The sequence below is a fragment of the Bradyrhizobium sp. AUGA SZCCT0222 genome, assembly GCF_018130205.1.
Lineage (GTDB): Bacteria > Pseudomonadota > Alphaproteobacteria > Rhizobiales > Xanthobacteraceae > Bradyrhizobium.
In genome coordinates this window covers 177,325-198,817 of sequence record NZ_JAFCLX010000005.1, presented here as the reverse complement: position 1 = coordinate 198,817, position 21,493 = coordinate 177,325, and the positions used below count along the sequence as shown (strand labels likewise).

Genomic DNA, 21,493 nt, shown 5'->3' with positions numbered 1-21,493 from the left:
CGCAATTGCTGCGTCGCCGCGTCATGTTCGCCGCTCGAACCTGCCTCCCTTAACGTGTCGCAAGGGGGCCGGCCGGGGAAGGCCCATCAATTGCCGATAGCTGTGCCGGCCCTTTAGATGCAAGCCGCGAGATGACTTTGCTTTCCTCGCCTTGTTGACGTTGGGACCTCGAAACCGGCATTCACGAGCATGCTCGCAAGTTGCTTGCGCGCGTAAAACATTCGGCTCTTCACGGTGGCAAGAGGAATATCGAGCATTTCGCTCACTTCAGAGGGCGAATTCTCGCGCTCGTAGACCATATCGATGATTTCGCGATGGGCTGGAGACAGCTTGGCGATGCATGCGCGCAAAATGCCGTTGGTTTCCTTTCGATCAAGCGCGATTTCCGGCGTGTCACCGGCATCTGCGATTCCGTGCACATCATCCTGATCGATGCTCTCGTGAATGCGCTCTCGCAGCGAGTTGATCGCCTTGAAACGAGCAATCGAGAGCAGCCACGTGGAAACCCGCGCGCGATATTCGAACCTGTTTGCGGAGCGCCAGACATCGAGGAATACCTGGCTGACGAGATCCTCGGCAATGCCCGGATTGCGGACTGTCCGCTGGATGAAGTGAAGCACTCTGGTGCGGTGACGGGCGAACATGATGTGCATCGCGGTCTTGTCGCCCTCCGCAACGCTCTTGAGAAGCATCTCGTCGGAGATGCTTTCCTCCGCCTCGGAAGCAGGGCAGGTGGCATAGGCCAGCTTGCCATCGTTGATCGCATCGGACTTCCCGGCCAGGCACTTATGGTTCTTGCCGATGAAGTCAGGCAGGATCGCGGCCGGAGAAGCCGACAGGGCGCCGCGCGAAAGGACTTTTTGTCGACACCGATTCGGCAATGAAACAGGCCTCTCCGCTGCTTGCCGCTGTTCGCTTACCTGCATCGTCCTCTCCATTTTCTTGACGCGATGGCACTGAGGATGCGTCGCATGGAGTCGTTCGCGCTACCCTACGAGGGGTGCGTGCTTCTAGTCCCCTGGTCTAGGGTGAATGAGCCTGTGCAGTGGGGATGGGGCGCAGGATCGGACAATAGATGGTCGCTTTGGGAAAGACGCCCGATTTGCGCAGCGCCTAAAATGCGTTCCGAGTCCTCAAACCCAAGGTCCCGCCGTGGTCCAGTTCCCAGCCGGCGCGGCCACACCCGCGTCCATCGTCGACGCCCTGGACGCGCTAGCCGGTCATCCGCCAAAGGCGCGCGCGAGCTTTGCCGAGGGCCGATGCGTTCGCGGAACCTATATTCCATCGGACCGTGCGCCGGAAATAACGAGATCGCAAAGCTTCACAAAGCCATCACGCGTGCTGGCGCGCTTCTCGGTGGACGGCGGTGATCCCAAAGTAGTGGATGCCGACAGCGGCGCGCTGCGCGGCTTCAGCTTCAGGCTCGGCGGCGAAGATCATCGCTCGGACATGCTCCTGCAAAGCGCTCCGGTGCACTTTGCAAGAACGCTCGACCAGATGCTGGCTTACCTCAAGGCACGCATGCCGGGACCAAGCGGCAAGCCGAACATGAAGAAAGTCAAGGCATTCTCTGCCGCCAATCCCGAAACGCTGCATCAGGCCAGCTATATCGCCGCGCTTCCGCTGCCCGGGAGTTTTGCGGGCACGACCTATTGGGGCGTGCACGCCTTTCCCGCGACGAGTTCGAAAGGCGAGACGCGGTTTATCAAGTTCAAGGTCGCGCCAGTCGGCGCAGACGTCACGTTGACCGGGGATCAGGCGAGGGCGAAGTCTGCCGATTTCCTTGACGACGACCTCAAGAACCGGATCGCCAAGGGCGATGTCCGGCTCAACGTGATGGCGCTGCTCGACCGCCCCGACGATCCCGTCATGGACGTGACCATCCGATGGCCGGATGAGGATGCCCGCGAAACGGTGCGGCTGGGCACGATCGTCATCACCGGTGTTGAAGCGGACGAGGCTTGCGACGCCTCCAACTTCAATCCGGCGACTCTCGCCGAAGGCATCGCTCATCCGCCCGACGAGATCTTTGCGGCGCGCCGCGCCGCCTACGTCATCTCACTGGGGAAGCGTCGCTGATCCGCTACGCCCGACATTGGCCTGGATCAGTTCTCGCTTTCCGGGGCATTTTGCGCTTCGCGGCGCCACGCTCCCGGGCTGACGCCGACCGCGGCCGAAAACACCCGCGTAAAGTGGCTCTGATTGGCAAACCCGGCCGATATCGCAATCTCGGACAGCGACAGGTCGGGGACGGTCATCAACTGCTTGGCCGCCTTCACCCGTTGGCGAAGCAGCCATTGGTGCGGCGGCAAGCCGGTGGAGCTGCGAAAAGCCCGTGAAAAATGGCTGACCGACAGATCAAACTCGGCCGCGATATGTTGCAATGAAATTTTCCCGCCCAGATCGGACTCGATCCTTTCACAGGCGCGCCTCGCCTGCCACGGCGCCAGACCGCCGCGGGTCGGCTTGGCGTCGGGACGCAGTCCGCCATACGCCTGCGCGACGTGTGCGGTGAGGGCGAGCATCATGTGATCGACGAAAAGCTGATTGGTCTCGCCCGGCCGGCGCAAGCCTTCCTGCAGCGAGGCGCCGATGTGACGGATGACCGCGTCATCATGGGCGACACCAAGATCACAGGCGAGTTCACCGACGCGAGGCGTGCGGGACTGTTCCGTGAGGCTGTCGAGCGCGGAGCGCGGCAGGTAGAAAAACAGGGAGTGGAATGGCTTGTCGATCACATAGCGGGGATCGCGCTTGAGATCGTACAGATATGTCGTTCCCGCCGGAACATCCGCCTTCATCACGCACTTGCCATTCTCCCAGAGTTCGCAGTCCGGGAAATCGTGAAGTTTCAGGCTGACGAGAAAAGCATCCTCCAGCGCGAACGAACCGGAAAGACCCGGCACGGGGTTGTCATTTCGGGTTTCAGTGAATGCGAGCTGCACACCGCGCAGTGACCGCGTCATCAGCGACGGCGGCGCATCCTTCAAATGCAGGATTTGCCCGAGCCTCTGCCCGAAGGCGCCCGTCTGTATCATCTTGTTCGGTCTCATGCGCGGAATTGGACCAGGCAGGTCATCATCGTATCGCGAGGTCGCGCCGGATTATCTGATATCAGCGAGCGATCGTCTAGGCTTGCTCGTAACACGCGAAGCTGTTGCGACATCAACCGGCACGATCGCGGGAAGGCGATTTTCGGAGCAAATTCAATGATTTTCCTGCTTGATCACCGGGGCACGCGTCCGCGGCGTCTCAGCCCTTAGTATCACGATTGCGCGCTTGGAGCAGGTTCCGACAAAGTACGGCGGCTTTAGGAAAGACGCCGTACTTGTACGGAGTTTAGAACACGCCCCGAACGATCGACTCAAGTTGAACGACCGCGACAGGCAACGGGGCAGTAGCGATTAGGAGACTAAGCAATGCTTGCCACCACCGCACTTGCTCGCTCATCCGCCCTACCAACCTTGCCCCGATTACCCATGAGCATGGCTGCCGACAATACGGATCGCCCACTCGTCCTGATCGTGGACGATGACGAGGACGTCCGGTTCGCAATTCGAGAACTTCTGCTGTCGGTGGGAATCGACGCATGTTGCTTCGGATCGACACAGGAACTGTTGCAGGCCGATCTTCCGGAGCGGCCGGGCTGCCTGATCCTCGATGTTCGGATGCCCGGCGCAAGCGGCCTCGATCTTCAACATCATCTCGCCTTGAACGGTCATACGAGACCGATCATTTTCCTCACCGGTCATGGCGACATCGCGATGACCGTGCAGGCGATGAAGGCGGGAGCCATTGACTTCCTTACAAAGCCCGTCCGAGACCAGACGCTGCTCGACGCCGTCACAGCCGGAATCGAGAAGGACGTTTCGCTACGGACCGCCGCCCGGCACGTCAAGCTACACGTCGACCGCTACGCGAAGTTGACGCCGCGCGAACGCGAGGTGATGCGCGAAGTGGCAAGGGGCCGCCTCAACAAACAGATCGCGTTCGATCTCGGCATCAGCGAGATCACCGTCAAACTCCACCGTGGCAACGTGACAAAGAAGATGCAGGCCGCGTCCGTCGGGCAGCTCATTCGCATCTGGGAACTGCTGCCTGCGGATATCCGGGAGCAAAAATCACCCTAGACCAAAGGATGGTTACGACCCGGCCAGCAATGGGCGAGACGTGGGTGTGGTCAGCCGGCCACGCTAGCGAAGGTTATCGGCTTGTCCAAAGCGCCCCTGGTCGCGATCGTAGATGACGACGAAGCTGTTCGAGAGGCCCTTTCCGACCTCCTTATGGTGCTGGATCTATCGTGTCGCACTTTCGATGGAGCGGAGGCCTTCATGGTGGAATATGTCCCTGACAGGTTCGATTGCCTGATTACCGACGTGAGCATGCCGGGCCATAGCGGGCTTGACCTGCTGCGGCATTTGCGGAGTCTCCGTTCCGCGATGCCGGTCATCATCGTCACGGCTGACACCAATCCGGCGACCCGATCTCGCGCCATGAGAGGTGGGGCCTATGCATACCTGACCAAGCCGGTAAGCAGCGACGTTCTCTTTCGTTACCTGCAGTCCGCCCTGAGGCACGCCGGCTGTGGCCCTGACGGCGATGGGCAGGGCGCCTTCTGATGGCTAGTCCCGTTCATAACGCTGTGACGGGCGACCGCAAGCGATCCTTCGCGTCCCCGCCCGGGATGGCGTTGTCCGATTTCGCATCTGATAGCGCAGGACCACGATCGGATGAATCGCGTGCATCGGACGTGCGTTTCGAGGTGGACTGACATGCTCCACAACATGCAAGTACCCGCTGACATCATGCGAAAATGGCAGGAGATCGCAGATCTTCTGGCCGACATTGTAAATGTCCCCTCCGCCCTGATCATGAGGGTAGAGCCGCCAAACATCAAAGTCCTGGTTTCCAGCGAGTCCAGAGAAAATCCTTATGAACCGGACGAACTCGCGTGTCTCAATACAGGGCTTTATTGTGAGACTGTAATGAACACCCGCCGACCGTTGATCGTCCCGGACGCTCTGCAGGACGAGGCGTGGAAATCGAACCCCGACATCAAACTGGGAATGATCTCGTACCTCGGCGTGCCGATCAGCTGGCCCGATGGCGAGATATTTGGAACGATTTGTGTTCTCGACAGGAAAAGCAACGGATACAGCGAACTCTATCTCAGACTGCTGTTGCAGTGGCGCGACGTGCTGCAGGCGGACTTGAGATCCATTGCAACCACGCAGCGGGAGATTGAACAGCGGGAAGCGAAAATTCGCCGCCTCGTCGATGCCAACATCATCGGCATCGTCATCTGGAACGACGAGGGTCAGATTCTTGATGCCAATAGCGAGTTTTTGCGCATCGTTGGATATGATCAGCACGACCTCCTGTCCGGTCGCGTGAGCTGGGCCGACATGACGCCCGGCGAATGGCGTGATCAAAATGCGTTGATGCTGTCCGAGGCAAAGAACAAGAAGCCCGTGCAGCCCTTTGAAAAGGAGTACATCCGAAAGGATGGCAGCCGCATTCCGGTGTTGGTCGGCATCGCGACCCTTGAAGGGACAGACAGCCAGGGTGTCGCGTTTGTGCTCGATCTGACCGAGCGTAAACGGGCAGAGACGGAAGCGCGGGAGAGCGAGCGGCGCTTCCGCAACATGCAGACGGAATTGGCCCACGCCAACCGGCTGGCGACGTTGGGCCAGCTTACGGCGTCCATTACCCATGAGGTCAAGCAGCCGATCACGGCAGCGCTCCTGAATACCCAAACCGCTCAGCGCTTCCTCGCTCGCGAGCAGCCGGATGTCGAGAGGGCGAAGAAGGCAATTGACCGGGCCGTGCTGAACGGCATGCGTGTCACTGAAGTTGTCGACCGTACGCACGCGTTGGTCAGGAAAGAACCGACGCGAAAGGACAGCCTGGAGATCAATGAAACGATTTCGGAAGTTATCGGATTGACGCGCGGTGAAGTGTCGAAAAACATCGTTCAATTGCGGACTCAATTTGCGGAGGGTTTACCTGTCATTCAAGGCAGTCGGGTCCAGATTCAACAGGTGATGCTGAACTTGATCGTAAATGCAGTCGAGGCGATGAGCCAGATGAGCGACGAGCGTCGGGAGTTAATGATCAGCACCCAGGCTGAAGCTGACAGTATTCTCGTTGCTGTGCGAGACTCTGGCCCGGGGCTGTCGGAAGGGGCTATCGAGCGAGCCTTCGAAGCATTTTACACGACGAAGTCAAGCGGCCTCGGGATGGGACTTTCCATCTGCCGTTCGATCGTCGAGGATCACGGAGGACGATTGTGGACGGCAGCAAACGTCCCAAGAGGTGCGGCGTTTCAGTTCACAATTCCGATCAATTCGGATTGCGAGGACTGACCACGAATTGCGCCTCCCAACCTCAGCATTGGCGGGCACGGCGACCGCATGACGCGATTGTCTGCGGCTCGACACACGTCCCGCCAACCCTATCCCAAGGTACAGGTTGACCTATCCGCCGGGCCAGCGGGATCAGACTCGCCGCAGGATACCGTCACGCGGCGTTTGCCAGCATCCTGTAGGCCTACAAGAGACAATGGCTAACGCGAGCATGAGACCATGAGCAAGCCGATCTTGCGCGAACCTTCGGATGATCTGCCGGCCGCGTCTGGAGCGCGCCGGAGCGACTTGCCGAATGCCGATGGGCGTGCTGCCGATGCGGAGATGGCGCGCGTGCTTGGGACCACACCCTTTCACATGGCTCTGGATTCCTCCGGTGCCGGGATCGCCCACTGGAAGCATGAACCATTGCACGACGTCGTCGAGCCGATGACCCATCACGTCATCATGGCCTACAACGGCATGATGCAGCGCGTGGAGCGCCGGACAGGAAGCTCGGTTGCGATTGGAACGTTTCGTCCCGGGGGCGTGATCATCATCCCGGAAGGATCGAGCTCCCGATGGGATATTCCGAAGCCCGTTGATGTCGTTCAGCTCTATCTTCCGCACACAATGCTCGATCGCGTTGCCCGCGAAGCTGACATCGCCGCACCAACCGATCTGCTGGAGCGAACGGGGCATCCGGACCCCATTACATCCCGATTGCTCCTGACCGCGGCCGATGCCATGCAGGGCAATGGGCCCCTGGATACGCTGTTCAGGCATCAGCTGACGGACGTGCTGGCCACGCGCCTGTTGGCTGCGCACACCGGCTCGCCAACCACGTTCCAGCCGACCCTGGGTGGGCTGTCGCCGTCGGTGCTGCGCCGCGCCATCGAACGCCTGCGCTCGGACAGCGATGCGGACGTCTCGCTCGCGGCGCTGGCTTCGGATGCCGGGCTGTCGCGCTTCCACTTCTGCCGTTCCTTCAAGGAAAGCACCGGGCTTTCACCCCATGCCTGGCTGCGCCAGCACCGGCTCGAGCAGGCCATGAACATGCTGCGCGACACTGACGAATCCGTCGTCTCGATCGCAGCCGCGCTTGGTTATTCCTCCCAGACCGCGTTCGCCGCCGCATTCCGGAAGCTGACCAACGAAACACCGGGCGAGTGGAGACGGCGTACGCGATAACAGCGAACGCTCTGCGGGTAACAGACCGCCCTCAATGGCGAGGACAAGTCATGAGCTGCAAGCCAATTTCGCGCGATTTTTCGCAGAAGAATCAGCCAGACGCTTCCAAGGGGCACCAGCGCGATTTGCCGAATGCGGACCGGCGTCCTGCCGGTGTGGAGATGGCGCGCGTGCTCAAGACCGCTCCGCTGCGCCTGGCTTCCGATCCGTCCAGTGGAGCGATCGCGCATTGGAAGCACAATGCGCTGCATGACGTCGTCGAGCCCATGGCTGATCACGTCATCATGACTTACCCGACCGGCCTGCAACAGCTAGAGCGACGCTCGGGAAGATCAGTTGCGATCGGAACGGCGCGTTCCGGGGTTGTGACGATCATTCCCGCCGGCTCAAGCGCCCGATGGGATATTCCCGGCCCCGTCAATGTCGTTCAGCTTTATCTTCCGCCCACAACGCTGCAACGCGTCGCCGGCGAAGCCGATATGGCCGCTCCCGGCGATCTCCTGGAAAGGACGGGACATCCCGACCCCACCGCGTCCCGATTGCTCTTGAGCGCGGCGGATATGATTGGAGGCAGTGCCGCACTGGATGCCCTGCTCAGGCATCAGCTGACAGACCTCCTGGCCACTCACCTCTTGGCTGCGCACATTGGCTCGCCAATCGCGTTGCAGCCGACCATAGGCGGCCTCGCGCCCACGGCATTGCGCCGCGCCATCGAACGCCTGCGCTCGGACAGCGATGCGGACGTATCTCTTGCGGCGCTGGCTTCGGATGCCGGCCTGTCGCGCTTCCATTTCTGCCGTGCCTTCAAGGAAAGCACCGGGCTTTCCCCTCACGCATGGCTGCGCCAGCACCGTCTCGAGCAGGCCATGAACATGCTGCGCGACACCGACGCGTCGGTCGTCTCGATCGCAGCGACGCTTGGCTACGCATCCCAAAACGCCTTCGCCGCGGCATTCAGGAAGCTGACCGGCGAGACCCCGAGCGATTGGCGGAGGCGCACGCGTTAACAGCAATCTCTCTACAGCTACGTCAATCCCTCTGGGGCAGTCACAGGTTTGGTCCGCTAGACAAAGACCATGCGATGGTCACGCCGAGAACTAGGGAGACAACCAATGGCCTGGAAGAACTTCGTCGGCCCAAATGCGATCACGTCACGACGAAGGGTGGTCGCGAGCGCCCTCATGTACGGCCTTTCGTTGACGGTGCGCTTCACCTCACCGACGGGTGAGGAAGCGGAAAATCCGGCGCAAGCTACCCAAGGTAAAAATCCGATGAGCTCCATCGTGATCAACGACGGTGCCCAGACCTTCAAGAGCTGGTCACCGAATCCCGTTCACTCGATCGTCTTTCAACGCAGCTCGACACGCAGTTCCAGAAGCTGCCGCGAAGTATGTGAACGGCCGATGCCGTTAATGCTGGACTGCTCGCCTCCATAGCGCCTGGCACCTTCCTTTCACGTCTTCGCGTCGTCATCGATCGCAAAGGTCTCCCGCCAACGGGGGAGCCGTGCAGTGACGCGCGGAATTTCGAGAAGATCAAACCACAGGAGACAACCATATGAGAATCCTCATCATCGGCGCCGGCTTCGCCGGCATGTACGCTGCACTTTCCGCCGCTCGTCTGCGCGACATCCAGGGCGTTTCGCCCGAACAGCTTGAGATCGCGCTGGTTGCACCAGAGCCGACCCTGGTGGTTCGCCCACGGCTTTACGAACCGAAACCCGAAACGCTGACCGCGCCGCTGCTGGACGTGCTCAAGGCGGTCGATGTTGTCTACGTGCAAGGCAGCGCCGAGACCATCGACACCAAGGCCCGGACGGTGAACATCGTCGGCGCCAAGGGCACGAAGAAGAGCCTCTCCTACGATCGGCTGGTCGTGGCTACCGGCAGCCGGCTGTTCCGTCCGAACATTCCGGGCCTTGCCGAACACGGCTTCAGCGTCGACCAGCTCGACGATGCGATTGCGCTCGACCGGCATCTGCACGGCCTGGCCGATCGGCCGGCAAAGAACGGACGTAACACGATCGTCGTTGCCGGTGGCGGGTTCACCGGTATCGAGGCGGCGACGGAGATGCCCACTCGGCTTCGTGCGATCCTCGGCAAGGATACCAAGACGCGCGTCATCATCGTCGACCGGAACAGCGCGATCGCTCCGGACATGGGCGCAGGTCCTCGACCAATCATCGAGGATGCGCTGCGCAAGGTCGGCGTGGAGACCCGGCTCGGCGCCGGCGTCGCGTCGCTGGACAAATCCGGCGTCACGCTTTCCAACGGCGAACACATCGAGGCCGAGACCGTGATCTGGGCGGCCGGCATTCGCGCCGCCCCGTTGACCCAGCAGATCCCGGCCGAGCGCGACAATTTTGGCCGGCTGCTGGTCGATCGGGATTTGCGCGTGCCGTCGGTGCCTGGCGTGTTCGCCACCGGCGATGCTGCCAGGGCAGCCAGCGACAATGTCGGCAATTACGCGCTGATGTCGTGCCAGCACGCCACGCGCATGGGTGCCTTTGCAGGCAACAATGCCGCCGCCGAGCTGCTCGGTGTTCCGACCAAGCCCTATCACCAGGAGGGATACGTCACCTGTCTCGATCTCGGAGAAGCCGGCGCGCTGTTCACGATCGGTTGGGAGCGCAAGGTCGGGATGGTCGGCGACGTCGGCAAGAAGACCAAGCAGGAAATCAACACCGTCTGGATCTATCCGCCGAAGGCCGAGCGTGCTGCCGCGCTGGCCTCGGCCGATCCGGATCGTGTGACTGACGTGAGTGGCTTCTTCTAGACCCTTCACGCGAAACGGGCCGCGTTCCGCGCTGGCTGCGCGGCCTGCTCAACCAAGACCAGCCAGTAGACTTCACCATGAAACGGGAGACAAACATGAATTTAGACACAAGCTTGGCCAACACCTCACACCCCGGTGCACCGGGCCCCAACGAGTTGGTTCCGTCGCGCTACGCGGTGCAGGTCGGCGACATTGAGGTGCTGGTGGTCAGCGATGGCGTGCTGCCGCTCCCAACCGCGATGCTGGCGCACAACATCGACCCGGCGGTCCGGGCAACCTGGCTGAAGGACATGTTCCTGCCGCCGGACGCTTACGATTGGGCGCTGAACGTGGTCGTGGTGCGTAGCGGCGACCGGACCATCCTCGTCGACGCTGGCCTTGGGCTCGACCCGGACTTGCACTTGCCGCGGGCCGGGCAGCTGATCAAGCGACTGGAGGCCGCCGGCATCGATCTTGCGTCCGTGACCGACGTGGTGCTGACGCACATGCACATGGACCACATTGGCGGGCTGCTCGTCGACGGGGTGAAGGACCGGCTGCGTCCGGACCTGCGGATCCACGTGTCGGCCGCCGAGGTCAAGTTCTGGGAGGCGCCCGATTTCTCCCACGTCTCCATGCCGCCGGGATTCCCGGACGCGCTTCGATCGACCGCCAAGCGGTTCGTGAAAGAGTACCGCAGCCAGCTGCACACCTTCGAGGAGGAGTACGAGGTGGCGCCGGGAGTGGTCGTCACTCGCACCGGCGGCCACACCCCCGGGCACAGCGTGGTCCGCGTGGCGTCCGGCGGCGACCGGCTGACGTTCGCAGGCGACCTCGTGTTCGCGGTCGGGTTCGAGCACCCCGAGTGGTACAACGGCTTCGAACACGACCCCGAGGAGTCGGCCCGCGTTCGCATCAACCTTTTGCGAGAACTGGCTGATACCCGCGGGCTGCTGGTGGCAACTCACCTGCCGTTCCCGTCCGTCGGCCATGTGGCAGTTGACGGCGGCGCCTTTCGTTGGGTGCCGGTCTTCTGGGACTACTGACCGCACGGTCTGAACGAGAGCGCGTCGTCAGCGCTTGATCCGATACGGGCCGCGTTACCTACACAGCAGCGCGGCCCGCTCACCCAAAATCCTTTTGGAGCTCGACCTCGATGAAACACGAGACCGTGCGCGCGACCGCGTTCGCCATGCCGCTGACGAACTCGGCCTTTCCACCCGGCCCCTACCGGTTCATCAACCGCGAGTACTTCATCATCCAGTACCGGACCGATCCCGAGGCGCTGCGCCGGGTCGTGCCGGAACCGCTCGAACTGACCGAGCCGGTGGTGAATTACGAATTCATCCGCATGCCTGATTCAACCGGCTTCGGCGACTACACCGAAAGCGGTCAGGTCATCCCTGTGTCCTACCGGGGCGAGGCCGGTAGCTTCGTGCATCAGATGTTCCTCAATGATCATCCGCCGATTGCCGGCGGGCGCGAGCTATGGGGCTTTCCCAAGAAGCTGGCGCAGCCGAAACTGGCGGTCGAGACCGACACGCTGGTCGGCACGCTGAACTACGGCTCAGTCCGCATCGCCACCGGCACCATGGGCTACAAGCACCGCGCGCTCGACACATCGGTGGAGGCCAGAAAACTCGCCGCACCCAACTTCCTGCTCAAGATCATTCCGCATGTCGACGGCACGGCGCGTATTTGCGAGCTGGTGCGCTTCCACCTCGAAGATATCTCCGTGAAGGGCGCATGGACCGGGCCGGCGGCGCTCGACCTCTGTTCGCATGCGCTCGCTCCCGTCGCCGAGCTGCCGGTGCTTGAGGTGCTGTCCGCCAAGCACGTTGTGGCCGACCTCACGCTCGGGCTTGGCACCGTGGTCCACGACTATCTGGCGCCTGGCGCGACTTTACGTCGACGCGGGACCGGGTCCGAAATCCTGATCGAAGCGAATGCCGGCTGATCGGGTCAGCCACAATGCAGGGAGTTTTGGCAATGCTGAACGTGATGCGTGAACAATCAAGTCCGGTGCCGCAGCAAGAAAGGCCGCTGCCGTACGATGTCGTCGCGCTGGTGCTGCAAGGCGGCGGCGCGCTTGGCGCCTATCAGGCCGGCGTCTATGAGGGCCTGCACGAGGCCGGCATCCGGCCGAACTGGCTGGCCGGCATCTCGATCGGCGCGCTCAACGCCGCGATCATCGCCGGCTCGCCCGAAGCCGAGCGCGTGCAACGGTTGCGCGAGTTCTGGGAGACCATCTGTGCCTTTTCGATCGAGTGGCCCGCCGGCGAAGGGTTGGCCAATGCCTTGCCCTTTGCTTTCGACATCAACTCGGTGCGCAACAGCATGGCGGCGACGAGGGCCCTGGTCCAGGGGCAGCCCGGATTCTTCAAACCGCGCTTCCCGCCGCCGCTCTGGTCGCCCTTCACGGGCGATGCCGCGACCAGCTTCTACGACACGGCGCCGTTGCACCAGACGCTGGAGCGGCTCGTCGACTTCGACCGGCTGAACTCGGGCGAAGTGCGCGTCAGCGTCGGCGCGGTCAACGTCCGCACCGGCAATTTGACCTATTTCGACACCGCCGAACGCCGGCTGGGACCAAAACATTTCATGGCTTCCGGCGCGCTGCCGCCGGGATTCCCCGCCGTTGAAATCGAAGGCGAGCACTATTGGGACGGCGGCGTGGTTTGGAATACGCCGCTGTCCCGCGTGTTGTCCGGCGAGCCATGTGACACGCTGACATTCCAGGTCGATCTCTGGTCGGCCAGGGGCCGCGTCCCCCAGGACCTGATGGAGGTGTCGAGCCGGCAGAAGGACATCCAGTATTCGAGCCGCACGCGCGCCGTCACCGACCAGGTGCTGCGGTTGCAGAAGATGCGCCAGGCGCTGCAGCGGACCATGGAGGAGCTGCCGGCCAGCGCAAAGGCGAAGCCGGAAATCCGCGCCATCGCCGACATGGCCCGCCATCGCTCCTACAACATCGTTCACCTGATCTACCAGTCCAAGACCTACGAAGGCCATTCGAGGGACTACGAGTTCGGGTTGAGCGCGATGCGTGCGCATTGGCAGAGCGGGCTCGACGACATCCGTCGCACGCTGGCCGACCCGCACCGCCTCGACCCGCCGGCACCGGAACTTGGCATCGTCACGCATGACGTGCATCGCCGCGACTGAGCTCCCGGCGGATTTCATCTCTCAAAGCACCCGAAAGGAATTCCCATGTTGAAGGGCAAGGTAGCCATCGTGACCGGATCGACCAGCGGCATCGGCCTCGGCATCGCCAGGGAACTGGCGAAGGCCGGCGCCGATCTGGTGTTGAACGGCTTTGGCGAGGCTGACGAGATCGAGGCGATCCGCAGCGGGATCGAACGTGAGCACGGCGTGCGCGTCGTCTATGACGGCGCCGACATGTCGAAGGGCGACGCCGTGCGCGGATTGATTGATGCGACGATCGAGAAATTCGGCCGCCTCGACATCCTCGTGAACAATGCCGGCATCCAGTTCACCGCGCCGGTGGATGAGTTTCCGGCGGCCAAGTGGGACGCGATCCTCGCGATCAACCTGTCGGCGGCGTTCCACGGCATTGCGGCCGCGGTGCCGCAGATGAAAAAGCAGCGTTGGGGACGGATCGTCAACATCGCTTCCGCGCATGGCCTCGTTGCTTCGACGCACAAGGCCGCCTACGTCGCGGCCAAGCACGGGATGGTCGGCCTGACCAAGGTGGTCGGCCTGGAGACGGCCGGCAGCGGCGTCACCTGCAATGCGGTCTGTCCCGGCTGGGTGCGCACGCCGCTGGTCGAAAAGCAGATCAGCGACATCGCAGCCCGACGCGGCATCAGCCAGAAGGAAGCCTCCGAAGAGCTGTTGTCCGAGAAGCAGCCGTCGCTGGATTTTGCCTCTCCGGAACAGCTTGGCGGCACCGTCGCGTTCCTGTGCTCGGTTGCGGCAGAGCAGATCACGGGCACGGCGATCTCCGTCGATGGCGGCTGGACCGCACGCTAGGCAGGACGGTGTGCATTTCCTCACATGACGGAGAAAATGATGATTGCTATCAGCACTCGGCCCAGCCGTTCCGTAAACCGCTCGATGCCGAAGACGACAACAGGCTGCCTACTTTTTTCGGCCAGGTCGAACACCGTTCAAAAAGACCTCGACGGCCGAACCGACCGCCGCCTGCGCTTCCTTGTCCGACGGCGCCGCGCGCAGCCCGAGAACGACCTGCAGATGAAGGTTGTCGCGGATCATGCCGACAAAGTGCCCTGCCATTCGCGAGCAATCATCGGTCCGAATTTCCCCGCGCTTGTTGGCGGCTTCAAGGACCTCGGCGAGCCGGGACGTCGCCCGGCCGGGCCCTTGTTCGTAGAACGACTTCACAAGATCAGGAAAGCGGTTGGCCTCGGTGACCGCAATTCGGTAAATGCCGATCAGGGTGGGCGACATGTAAATGCCCATGAGATGCTGACCAAACGCCGTCAGCGTCGCCCGCAGATCGTGGCCCTCCGTTTGCTCGATGACCAGGGTCGAAAGCGCCCTGTCGGCGTTTTCCTTGACGATGGCGGAGAACAGGCCCTGCTTGTTGCCGAATTCACTGTAGATGTTGCGTTTCGAACCACCGGCACGTTCGATGATCGCGTCGATGCTCGTCGCCGCGTAGCCCTGTTCAAAAAACACCTCGGCCGCAGCGCGAAGCAAGGCTTCCCGGCGACCGTTCGGGCGCCCTTTCTTAGCCACAGCCATTCATCCATCCCGATCCATCCCTTGACTGGTAACGATCATTACCATAGACGTCAAATGGTAACATCCATTACCGGAGACCGTCATGCAGCGTAACAAGAAGAAGACGATCGGCTTGCTGCTGTGCCTTGGCGCGGTGGTGATCGTGGCCACGGGATGGAGGGCGCGTTCGATCGGCGAGACCTCGACCGACAATGCGTATGTCCGCGGTGACGTGACCTCACTGGCCCCGAAGGTTGCGGGCTACGTCACGACCCTCGAGGTCGAGGATAACCAGAGCGTCCGGGCGGGTGACGTCCTGTTCCGGATCGACGATCGGGACTATCGCGCAAAGCTTGCGCAAGCGGTGGCCAATGTCGATGCGGCAGAGGCTCGCCTCACCAATGTCGATGCCGACATCCAGCTTCAGCACGCCCTGGTTCGACAGGCCGAAGCGCAGCGGCGTTCGACCGTCGCCGAGAGGAATCTGGCGAGCAAGGCCTCCGATCGCCGCCGCGAACTTATCCGCACCAATGCCGTTAGCCAGGCCGCGGTCGATGAAAGCGACGCGGCGCTGTCGAGGGCCGAGGCGGGCGTGTCGGCGGCGTCGGCGATGGTAGAGGCCCAGCAGCAGCGCATTGCCGTCCTTGCCACCCAGCGCGAAGCTGCCGTTGCGGCCGTGGCGCAGGCACAGGCCGCACGCGATCTTGCCCAGATCGATCTCGACAACACGGTGGTGCATGCGCCGGTCGACGGCGTGATCGGCAACCGCCAGGTCCGCATCGGCCGGCTTGTCGCGCCGGGCGCCTCCTTGCTCGACATCGTTCCGGTCAAGGACGTGTGGGTGGTCGCGAATTTCAAGGAAACCCAGATCGAACATATCCGGCCCGGCCAGCGCGTCCGCATCACGGTCGACGGTTACCCGGATGAGAAGATTGAAGGCCTGGTGGACAGCTTCGCACCCGGCAGCGGGTCTGCCTTCAGTCTGCTCCCCGCGGACAATGCGACAGGAAACTTCATCCGCGTCGTGCAACGCGTACCGGTGAAGATCCGCTTTGCCAGCAACCCGTTGCCCGGCCGCCTCGTGCCCGGGTTGTCCGCGCGTGTCGAGGTTGACCGGAGAAGCGGCTCATGACCATGGCCGTCGCCGACACGCCGAGCCGCGACAGATCTGCGACAGGAGCCCTTCTTGTCGTGGGGGTCGTGCTTGCGACGCTGACGGAGGCGATCGCAGGCACCGTGCTGTCGCTCGGGCGCGGCTATATCATCGGCGACACCTACGCAACTCCCGACGAGGCCGCCTGGCTGGACATCGGATACACCGCTCTGAAACTGATCGGGTTCATGACCGCCCCCTGGCTGATGACCCGCATCAATCCGCGCAGCCTGATCATTGGTTCAACGCTGGTCATGGGCACGGCATGTGGCATTGCCGTCATCACAGCCCGGCTGGACCTGTTGATAGCACTCCGCATGATTCAGGGCTTCTCCGGAGGCACCTTGCTTATCGGCGGCCAGGCGATCATTTTTCTCGCCTATCCGCGCGCCCACCAACCGATCCTTCAAGCCCTGTTCGCGATGGGGTCGGTCGTCGCTCCCGGGACCATCGCCCCGGCGCTCCAGGGATGGTTGCTGGACAGCCAGTCCTGGGCATGGATTTTCGTTAGCGTCGTTCCGGTGGCCCTGGTAGCGGCCGGCCTCCTGTTGATCGCGGACGCCCCGAAGCCGGCTGCGGCCGTGCGCCGTCCGTTTGATTGGATCGGCTTCTCGCTGATGTCAGTCGCATTTCTCTGCTTCACCTATGTCCTCAATCAGGGCAACCGATGGCGCTGGTTGGAGGAACCTCGCATCCTGTGGCTAACAGTGCTGGGCGCCGCCGCCCTGCTGCTGTTTCTCGGTCACCAGGTGATCGCCAAAGGCCGGGGCCTGCTCGATTTCACCTTGTTCCGGACGGAAGATTTTTCCTTCGCCTTCATTGTCAGCTTTGTCGCCGGCGCCGCGCTGTTCGGGAGCGCATTCCTGATCCCGTCGTTTGCCGTATCCGTTCTCGCGTTCAGGCCTACCGACGCCGGCCTGCTCTTGTTGCCGAGCGGCGCATTCTTCATCGGCACGCTCCTCATAGCCGCCTTCCTCTTCCAGGCCCGCCGCGTTCCTCCGGTCGCGACGGTGCCCTTTGGGATCCTGATGATCATGATTGCGATGTGGATGCTGTCCGGCTCGACCAGCGAAAGCGGCGCGCACGACATGATGGCGGCCATCCTGTTGCGCGGCCTGGGCCTTGGCTTCCTGTTTCTGTCCATCACGCTGATCGCTTTCAGCAATCTCAATGACCACAAACGTGCGTCCGGCATCGGTCTCTTCAATGCGGGTCGCCAGCTTGGCGGTCTGATGGGGGTAGCCGGACTGCAGACACTGATCGACCATAACGTCGCGGGTAATGTTGCGGTGCTCGGCGCCAGCATCACCGCGGGCGTTCCTGCGGTCAGCGAGCGGCTGACGGCGATGACAGCCATGCTCGCGGCGCGGGGAATGGACGCCGTGGCCGCCAGCCGGGCTGCCACGAGCCTGCTGGGCAGGGCCGTCACCGGCCAGTCCACCGTAATCGCCTTCGACACCGCGTTTAATGCCGTCGCGTTGCTGTTCGTCATCGCCGCGCCCGTGCTCGTCTCCATCAAGATCGGATTCCACCGCTACGCCAAAGCGCACGCCGCGCAGTCATCCCGGAGCAAGGAGCCCTAACATGAGACGTTCCACGTCCGCTCGATCGGACAATGCTGAATCGAGGCCGGACATTCGCTCCGACATCGTGTCGGCGATCAGCGCAGTGCTCGCTGATCCCTGCGATACACTCGCCGACCTCAATGGAATTTTTCATCGCAGCGGATATTCGCAAGAAGATGTCTGGGCGGCATTCGAAAGTATCGACGATCTCGTCGTCGCGGTTGCCGAGCACGAAGCCCTGTTCATATCGCAGCCATTGGTGAGGAGGGTACGTCCAAATACCCTTGGCGATGTACGCGATACCCTTGTCGCCTTCGGCCTGGTTGCCTCGCGAGAATATTCGACCACCCTGGTCGGCTTCATCCGGATGATGATGGCCGAAGTTGCGCGCAACCCTGCTCTGAAGAAGCGGGTCTACGAGGCAGGGTCGGAGATCGTCACAAGGAGGCTGCGGGAGTTTCTGTCGGACACCAATGAAAGAGGGATCCTGTCGATATCGGACGCGCAGGTTTGCGCGGAGCAATTGATGGGACTGCTGAGGGAGCCGCTCTACCAGGCACTGATGCTGAATCCCGTGATGAGCCTGAACGGGTCAACCGCCGACCGCGTCAAGGCCGGCGTTGAAAGGTTCCTGCATGGATGTGCAAGCGCGAGGAGCACCAGATATGAACGCGCCATTTGATACTGCCCGCGCGGGACGGTCCTTGCTGGCGCGGAGCAGCGACAGCCCATCAAGCCTGAAGGTCGTCGACGATGTCCCGTCGGATCTGGCCAACTGCGCCGACGAATATGGATCGCTGGTGACGGTCGAGCCCGTCGACTGGATCGTTTGCTTCGTCCCCGGCCTGAAACGGCAATGGTGGCATCGGTTCGTCCATCACAAGCATAAGCACGTCTTTGCCATGCGGCCGACGAACACCGGGAGTTGGCTGCTCGTGGAGCCGTGGTGGACCCGCATGATGGTGACGATCCTGCCGCCGGCCGATGCCGTCAAATTTCTGCGGTGGGGTGGGACGGGCGATATCCTTCGCGTCCGCGAGCAGGTCCCCGGTAAAGCGAGCCAGATGCGCGGCTGGTCGAATTGCGCTGTTATCACGGCGTTCGTGCTTGGGCGGCCGAGCTGGACATGGACGCCGCACGGTCTCTACAAGGAACTGCTCCGCGAGAAGACAACACGGCGCGAGAACGTGGAGCAGCTTCTGGTCGAGCAGTTCGCCAAGGTCGTCAGCCAATACTCGTCCAATGCCCTGAGTGTCAGCGCCGACCAGCTTTCCCTGCCGCTCAGGGAATTGCTCATCATCATCGGGCGCAATCTTCTCGAGACGATGATGACGCCGGCCTTGCTGGAGGTTTGTTACACCGCCATCCTCGAAGCGGACCGCTACCCGAATGCGACACGGGTCTACGCGCAGCATGGCCCAAAGCGGGCCATTGCGGTCCTGACAAAAATTCTCGCAAGAGCGAAGCAGGCCGGCGAGATCGATCTAGCGGATTGCGAAGCCGGCGCCCGCCAGTTTCTCGGCATGCTCTATGGCAACATTCACCTGGAAGCTGTGCTTCAGCTCGGCGCGATACCAACGCTTTCCGAGATCGATTTGCGCGCCCGCACCGCGGTGAAAGTCTTTCTCGACGGTGCCGGACCTGACGAGACGGCGTTCCTCGAGCGACCGGTCTTACGCAACGGCGGCGGGCCATTGCCGGTGGCCAGCCGCCGGGCATGGGTCTACCTGCGTTGAAGCGTGTACCTGCTCGGTACTTGAGGCCGTATGTGCCGTCGTCCCTGTCGCCAGCGGTCAGCTACCCTCCGTACCCACCGCGCAGCCCGCCAAATCATTTCATAATGCGAATTTGGCTTTGCCATGGTGGGATTTGAGTTGCGCGCGGTAGCCATTCCGCTTACTAGTCGGACAGCTGGGGCGTTCCAAAAGGCGGTGGCAACCACCCGATGTCTGCTGCCCCAATCAGCGACGCGATCGCCTCGGGATCATCCGACGCGTGTGCGGGTTCCTGCGACATAACCAACTGAAGGACAACATCGCAGCATGTCGACCCCAAACGGCTTCGGACTGGCTGGTATCATCGGAATGCCTGTCGCCCATTCGCGATCGCCGACGATTCATAATTTCTGGCTGAACGCGTACGGCATCCGCGGCGCCTATGTGCCGCTCGCGGTCGAGCCCGAGCGGTTGAAGGAGGCGTTGCCGGGGCTGGTTGCCCTCGGCTTTCGCGGCTGCAACGTGACCATGCCGCACAAGCAGACGGCGATGGCGCTGCTGCACCGGGTCAACGAAACCGCGCGGCGTATCGGCGCCGTCAATACCATCGTCGTCGAAGCGGACGGCACGCTGAGCGGCTTCAACAATGACGGCAACGGATTCGTGCAGAGCCTGCGCGACGCCAGGCCGGACTGGCAGGCGGACGCGGGGCCGATCCTTCTGCTCGGCGCCGGCGGTTCGGCAAGGGCCGTGGTCGTGGCGTTGCTGGAGAACGGTGCGCGGCAGATCAAGATCGCCAACCGCACTGCTGAGAAAGCGCAGGCGATAGCGAGCGAGTTCGGGGCCGCCGTCACCGCCATCGCCTGGGCGGACCGCAATGCCGCCATGGCCGAGCCTGCCTTGCTCATCAATTGCACGGACCAGGGCATGATCGGCAAGCCGGCACTCGATGTCGACCTGGCGCGACTGTCGCCGGCCGCCATGGTCGCCGACCTGATCTATACGCCGCTCGAAACCCCGTTTCTGGCCGAGGCACGGCAGCGGGGCTGCGTGACGGTGAACGGGCTCGGCCTGCTGCTCAATCAGGCGAGGCTGGCATTCAAGGCCTGGTTCGGCGTTCTCCCAGATGTCACGCCGGAGCTTGTGAAGGCCGTTCACGCCACCTTCTGAGGTGCCGTCGGAGGAGTTTTTCGGCGATGACGATACCGACGGGCAACAAGATCGACTGCCACATTCACGCCATCGATCCGGTTCGCTTTCCCTATGCGGCGGATACGTCCTATCGTCCGAGCGGGCAGGAGATCGCCCCTGCGGCGCACCTCGTTCGCGTGCTTGACGCCTTCGATGTCAGGCACGCACTGATCGTCGGAACGAATTCCGGCTACGGGACCGACAGCCGCATTCTGCTCGATGCGATCAAGCTGGGTGATGGCCGGTTCAGGGGTGTTGCGGTCGTCGAGAATGATGTCGGCATCCAGGAGCTGGAACGGCTGAAGGCGGCCGGAATCGTCGGGGTCGCCTTCAATGTCCCGTTTCACGGCACTGGCTATTATCGCAACACGGCGCCGCTGCTGGAAAAGCTGGTCGAACTCGGACTGTTTCTGCAGATCCAGGTCGAGCAGGATCAGTTGCTCGCGCTGCTGCCGCTGATCGAAATGTCGACGGTTCGCCTGGTGATCGATCATTGCGGACGGCCTGCAGTCGAGCATGGGATAATGCAGCCGGCCTTCCAGGCGCTGCTGGCGATCGGCCGGGAGCGCGACGCTTATGTGAAACTGTCGGGATACTACAAGTTCTCGCGCCAGCCACATCCTTACGAGGATGCGTGGCCGTTCATTGCTGCGCTGGTCGAGGCATTCACGCTCGATCGTTGTGTCTGGGGATCGGATTGGCCATTCCTGCGGGCGCCCGAACGGCTGGATTATGGGCCGTTGCTCGCGGTGCTGAGCCGGCTGTTTCCGGACCGGGACGATCAGCAACGACTGTTGTGGCGGACGCCTGCGCGGCTGCTTGGCTTCGCGGGCGGGACAGATCAATCAAGATAAAGCAAATGAGAGGGAGAAC

The 21,493-nt window shown here is 62.3% G+C and carries 21 protein-coding genes; 18 read left to right on the top strand and 3 right to left on the bottom strand.

The genetic code is table 11. The features are described 5' to 3' along the window. Positions 1 to 113 precede the first annotated feature (113 nt). Complete coding sequence (locus tag JQ629_RS06340; protein ID WP_349631219.1) at positions 114 to 761, bottom strand: sigma-70 family RNA polymerase sigma factor; 648 nt, start codon at positions 759 to 761, stop codon at positions 114 to 116. A gap of 391 nt (positions 762 to 1,152) precedes the next feature. On the opposite strand from JQ629_RS06340, the gene JQ629_RS06335 reads away from it, so the two are divergent. After that, the gene (locus tag JQ629_RS06335; RefSeq protein ID WP_349631216.1) at positions 1,153 to 2,079 is read left to right on the top strand and encodes a catalase family peroxidase; all 927 of its coding nucleotides are present in this window, start codon (positions 1,153 to 1,155) and stop codon (positions 2,077 to 2,079) included. A gap of 26 nt (positions 2,080 to 2,105) precedes the next feature. Here JQ629_RS06335 and JQ629_RS06330 read toward each other — a convergent pair whose 3' ends face one another. Then, positions 2,106 to 3,038 carry a helix-turn-helix domain-containing protein gene (locus tag JQ629_RS06330; protein ID WP_212411935.1) on the bottom strand — a complete coding sequence of 311 codons (933 nt, stop codon included), beginning with the start codon at positions 3,036 to 3,038 and terminating at the stop codon, positions 2,106 to 2,108. A gap of 381 nt (positions 3,039 to 3,419) precedes the next feature. Between JQ629_RS06330 and JQ629_RS06325 the strand changes: the two genes are divergently transcribed. The 11 genes from JQ629_RS06325 to JQ629_RS06275 all read left to right on the top strand — a co-directional run bounded on the left by JQ629_RS06325 (position 3,420) and on the right by JQ629_RS06275 (position 14,282). Next, positions 3,420 to 4,130 (top strand): response regulator transcription factor, encoded by a 711-nt coding sequence (locus JQ629_RS06325; protein ID WP_502752459.1) that lies wholly within the window; start codon positions 3,420 to 3,422, stop codon positions 4,128 to 4,130. 81 nt (positions 4,131 to 4,211) lie between these two features. Then, the gene (locus JQ629_RS06320) at positions 4,212 to 4,619 is read left to right on the top strand and encodes a response regulator transcription factor (protein WP_212411933.1); all 408 of its coding nucleotides are present in this window, start codon (positions 4,212 to 4,214) and stop codon (positions 4,617 to 4,619) included. Between the two features lie 153 nt (positions 4,620 to 4,772). Further along, positions 4,773 to 6,365 (top strand): GAF domain-containing sensor histidine kinase, encoded by a 1,593-nt coding sequence (locus JQ629_RS06315; protein WP_212411931.1) that lies wholly within the window; start codon positions 4,773 to 4,775, stop codon positions 6,363 to 6,365. A gap of 219 nt (positions 6,366 to 6,584) precedes the next feature. After that, a complete protein-coding gene (locus JQ629_RS06310) occupies positions 6,585 to 7,535 on the top strand; it encodes a helix-turn-helix transcriptional regulator (protein ID WP_212411929.1) in 951 nt (316 codons plus the stop codon). A gap of 50 nt (positions 7,536 to 7,585) precedes the next feature. Next, positions 7,586 to 8,542 carry a helix-turn-helix transcriptional regulator gene (locus JQ629_RS06305; protein WP_212411927.1) on the top strand — a complete coding sequence of 319 codons (957 nt, stop codon included), beginning with the start codon at positions 7,586 to 7,588 and terminating at the stop codon, positions 8,540 to 8,542. Between the two features lie 105 nt (positions 8,543 to 8,647). Next, positions 8,648 to 8,971, top strand: a complete 324-nt coding sequence (locus JQ629_RS06300; RefSeq protein ID WP_212411925.1) for a hypothetical protein — start codon at positions 8,648 to 8,650, stop codon at positions 8,969 to 8,971. A 121-nt stretch (positions 8,972 to 9,092) separates the two neighbouring features. Further along, a complete protein-coding gene (locus tag JQ629_RS06295) occupies positions 9,093 to 10,310 on the top strand; it encodes an NAD(P)/FAD-dependent oxidoreductase (protein ID WP_212411923.1) in 1,218 nt (405 codons plus the stop codon). A 95-nt stretch (positions 10,311 to 10,405) separates the two neighbouring features. Continuing rightward, complete coding sequence (locus JQ629_RS06290) at positions 10,406 to 11,335, top strand: MBL fold metallo-hydrolase (protein ID WP_212411921.1); 930 nt, start codon at positions 10,406 to 10,408, stop codon at positions 11,333 to 11,335. Positions 11,336 to 11,445: 110 nt separating this feature from the next. Continuing rightward, the gene (locus tag JQ629_RS06285; protein ID WP_212411919.1) at positions 11,446 to 12,246 is read left to right on the top strand and encodes an acetoacetate decarboxylase; all 801 of its coding nucleotides are present in this window, start codon (positions 11,446 to 11,448) and stop codon (positions 12,244 to 12,246) included. Positions 12,247 to 12,278: 32 nt separating this feature from the next. Continuing rightward, positions 12,279 to 13,454 (top strand): DUF3734 domain-containing protein, encoded by a 1,176-nt coding sequence (locus JQ629_RS06280; RefSeq protein ID WP_212411917.1) that lies wholly within the window; start codon positions 12,279 to 12,281, stop codon positions 13,452 to 13,454. A 45-nt stretch (positions 13,455 to 13,499) separates the two neighbouring features. Continuing rightward, on the top strand, positions 13,500 to 14,282 hold the full coding sequence (locus JQ629_RS06275; RefSeq protein WP_212411915.1) for a 3-hydroxybutyrate dehydrogenase: 783 nt from the start codon (positions 13,500 to 13,502) through the stop codon (positions 14,280 to 14,282). Between the two features lie 108 nt (positions 14,283 to 14,390). On the opposite strand, the gene JQ629_RS06270 is transcribed toward JQ629_RS06275, so the two are convergent. Next, entirely contained in the window at positions 14,391 to 15,017 is a 627-nt protein-coding gene (locus tag JQ629_RS06270; RefSeq protein WP_212411913.1) for a TetR/AcrR family transcriptional regulator, read from the bottom strand. An 82-nt stretch (positions 15,018 to 15,099) separates the two neighbouring features. Between JQ629_RS06270 and JQ629_RS06265 the strand changes: the two genes are divergently transcribed. From JQ629_RS06265 to JQ629_RS06240, 6 genes are all read left to right on the top strand, one after another. Further along, a complete protein-coding gene (locus JQ629_RS06265; protein WP_212411911.1) occupies positions 15,100 to 16,128 on the top strand; it encodes an HlyD family secretion protein in 1,029 nt (342 codons plus the stop codon). After that, positions 16,125 to 17,732 carry an MFS transporter gene (locus JQ629_RS06260; protein WP_212411909.1) on the top strand — a complete coding sequence of 536 codons (1,608 nt, stop codon included), beginning with the start codon at positions 16,125 to 16,127 and terminating at the stop codon, positions 17,730 to 17,732. Before JQ629_RS06265 ends, JQ629_RS06260 begins: the two co-directional genes overlap by 4 nt. Positions 17,733 to 17,799: 67 nt before the next feature. Continuing rightward, positions 17,800 to 18,396: a TetR/AcrR family transcriptional regulator C-terminal domain-containing protein gene (locus JQ629_RS37455; RefSeq protein WP_212411907.1), complete on the top strand. Its 597-nt coding sequence runs from the start codon at positions 17,800 to 17,802 to the stop codon at positions 18,394 to 18,396. After that, positions 18,380 to 19,450, top strand: a complete 1,071-nt coding sequence (locus tag JQ629_RS06250; RefSeq protein ID WP_212411905.1) for a TetR/AcrR family transcriptional regulator C-terminal domain-containing protein — start codon at positions 18,380 to 18,382, stop codon at positions 19,448 to 19,450. Before JQ629_RS37455 ends, JQ629_RS06250 begins: the two co-directional genes overlap by 17 nt. A 306-nt stretch (positions 19,451 to 19,756) precedes the next feature. Beyond that, the gene (locus JQ629_RS06245) at positions 19,757 to 20,599 is read left to right on the top strand and encodes a shikimate dehydrogenase (protein ID WP_212411903.1); all 843 of its coding nucleotides are present in this window, start codon (positions 19,757 to 19,759) and stop codon (positions 20,597 to 20,599) included. 26 nt (positions 20,600 to 20,625) lie between these two features. Beyond that, complete coding sequence (locus JQ629_RS06240; RefSeq protein WP_212411901.1) at positions 20,626 to 21,474, top strand: amidohydrolase family protein; 849 nt, start codon at positions 20,626 to 20,628, stop codon at positions 21,472 to 21,474. Positions 21,475 to 21,493 lie beyond the last annotated feature (19 nt).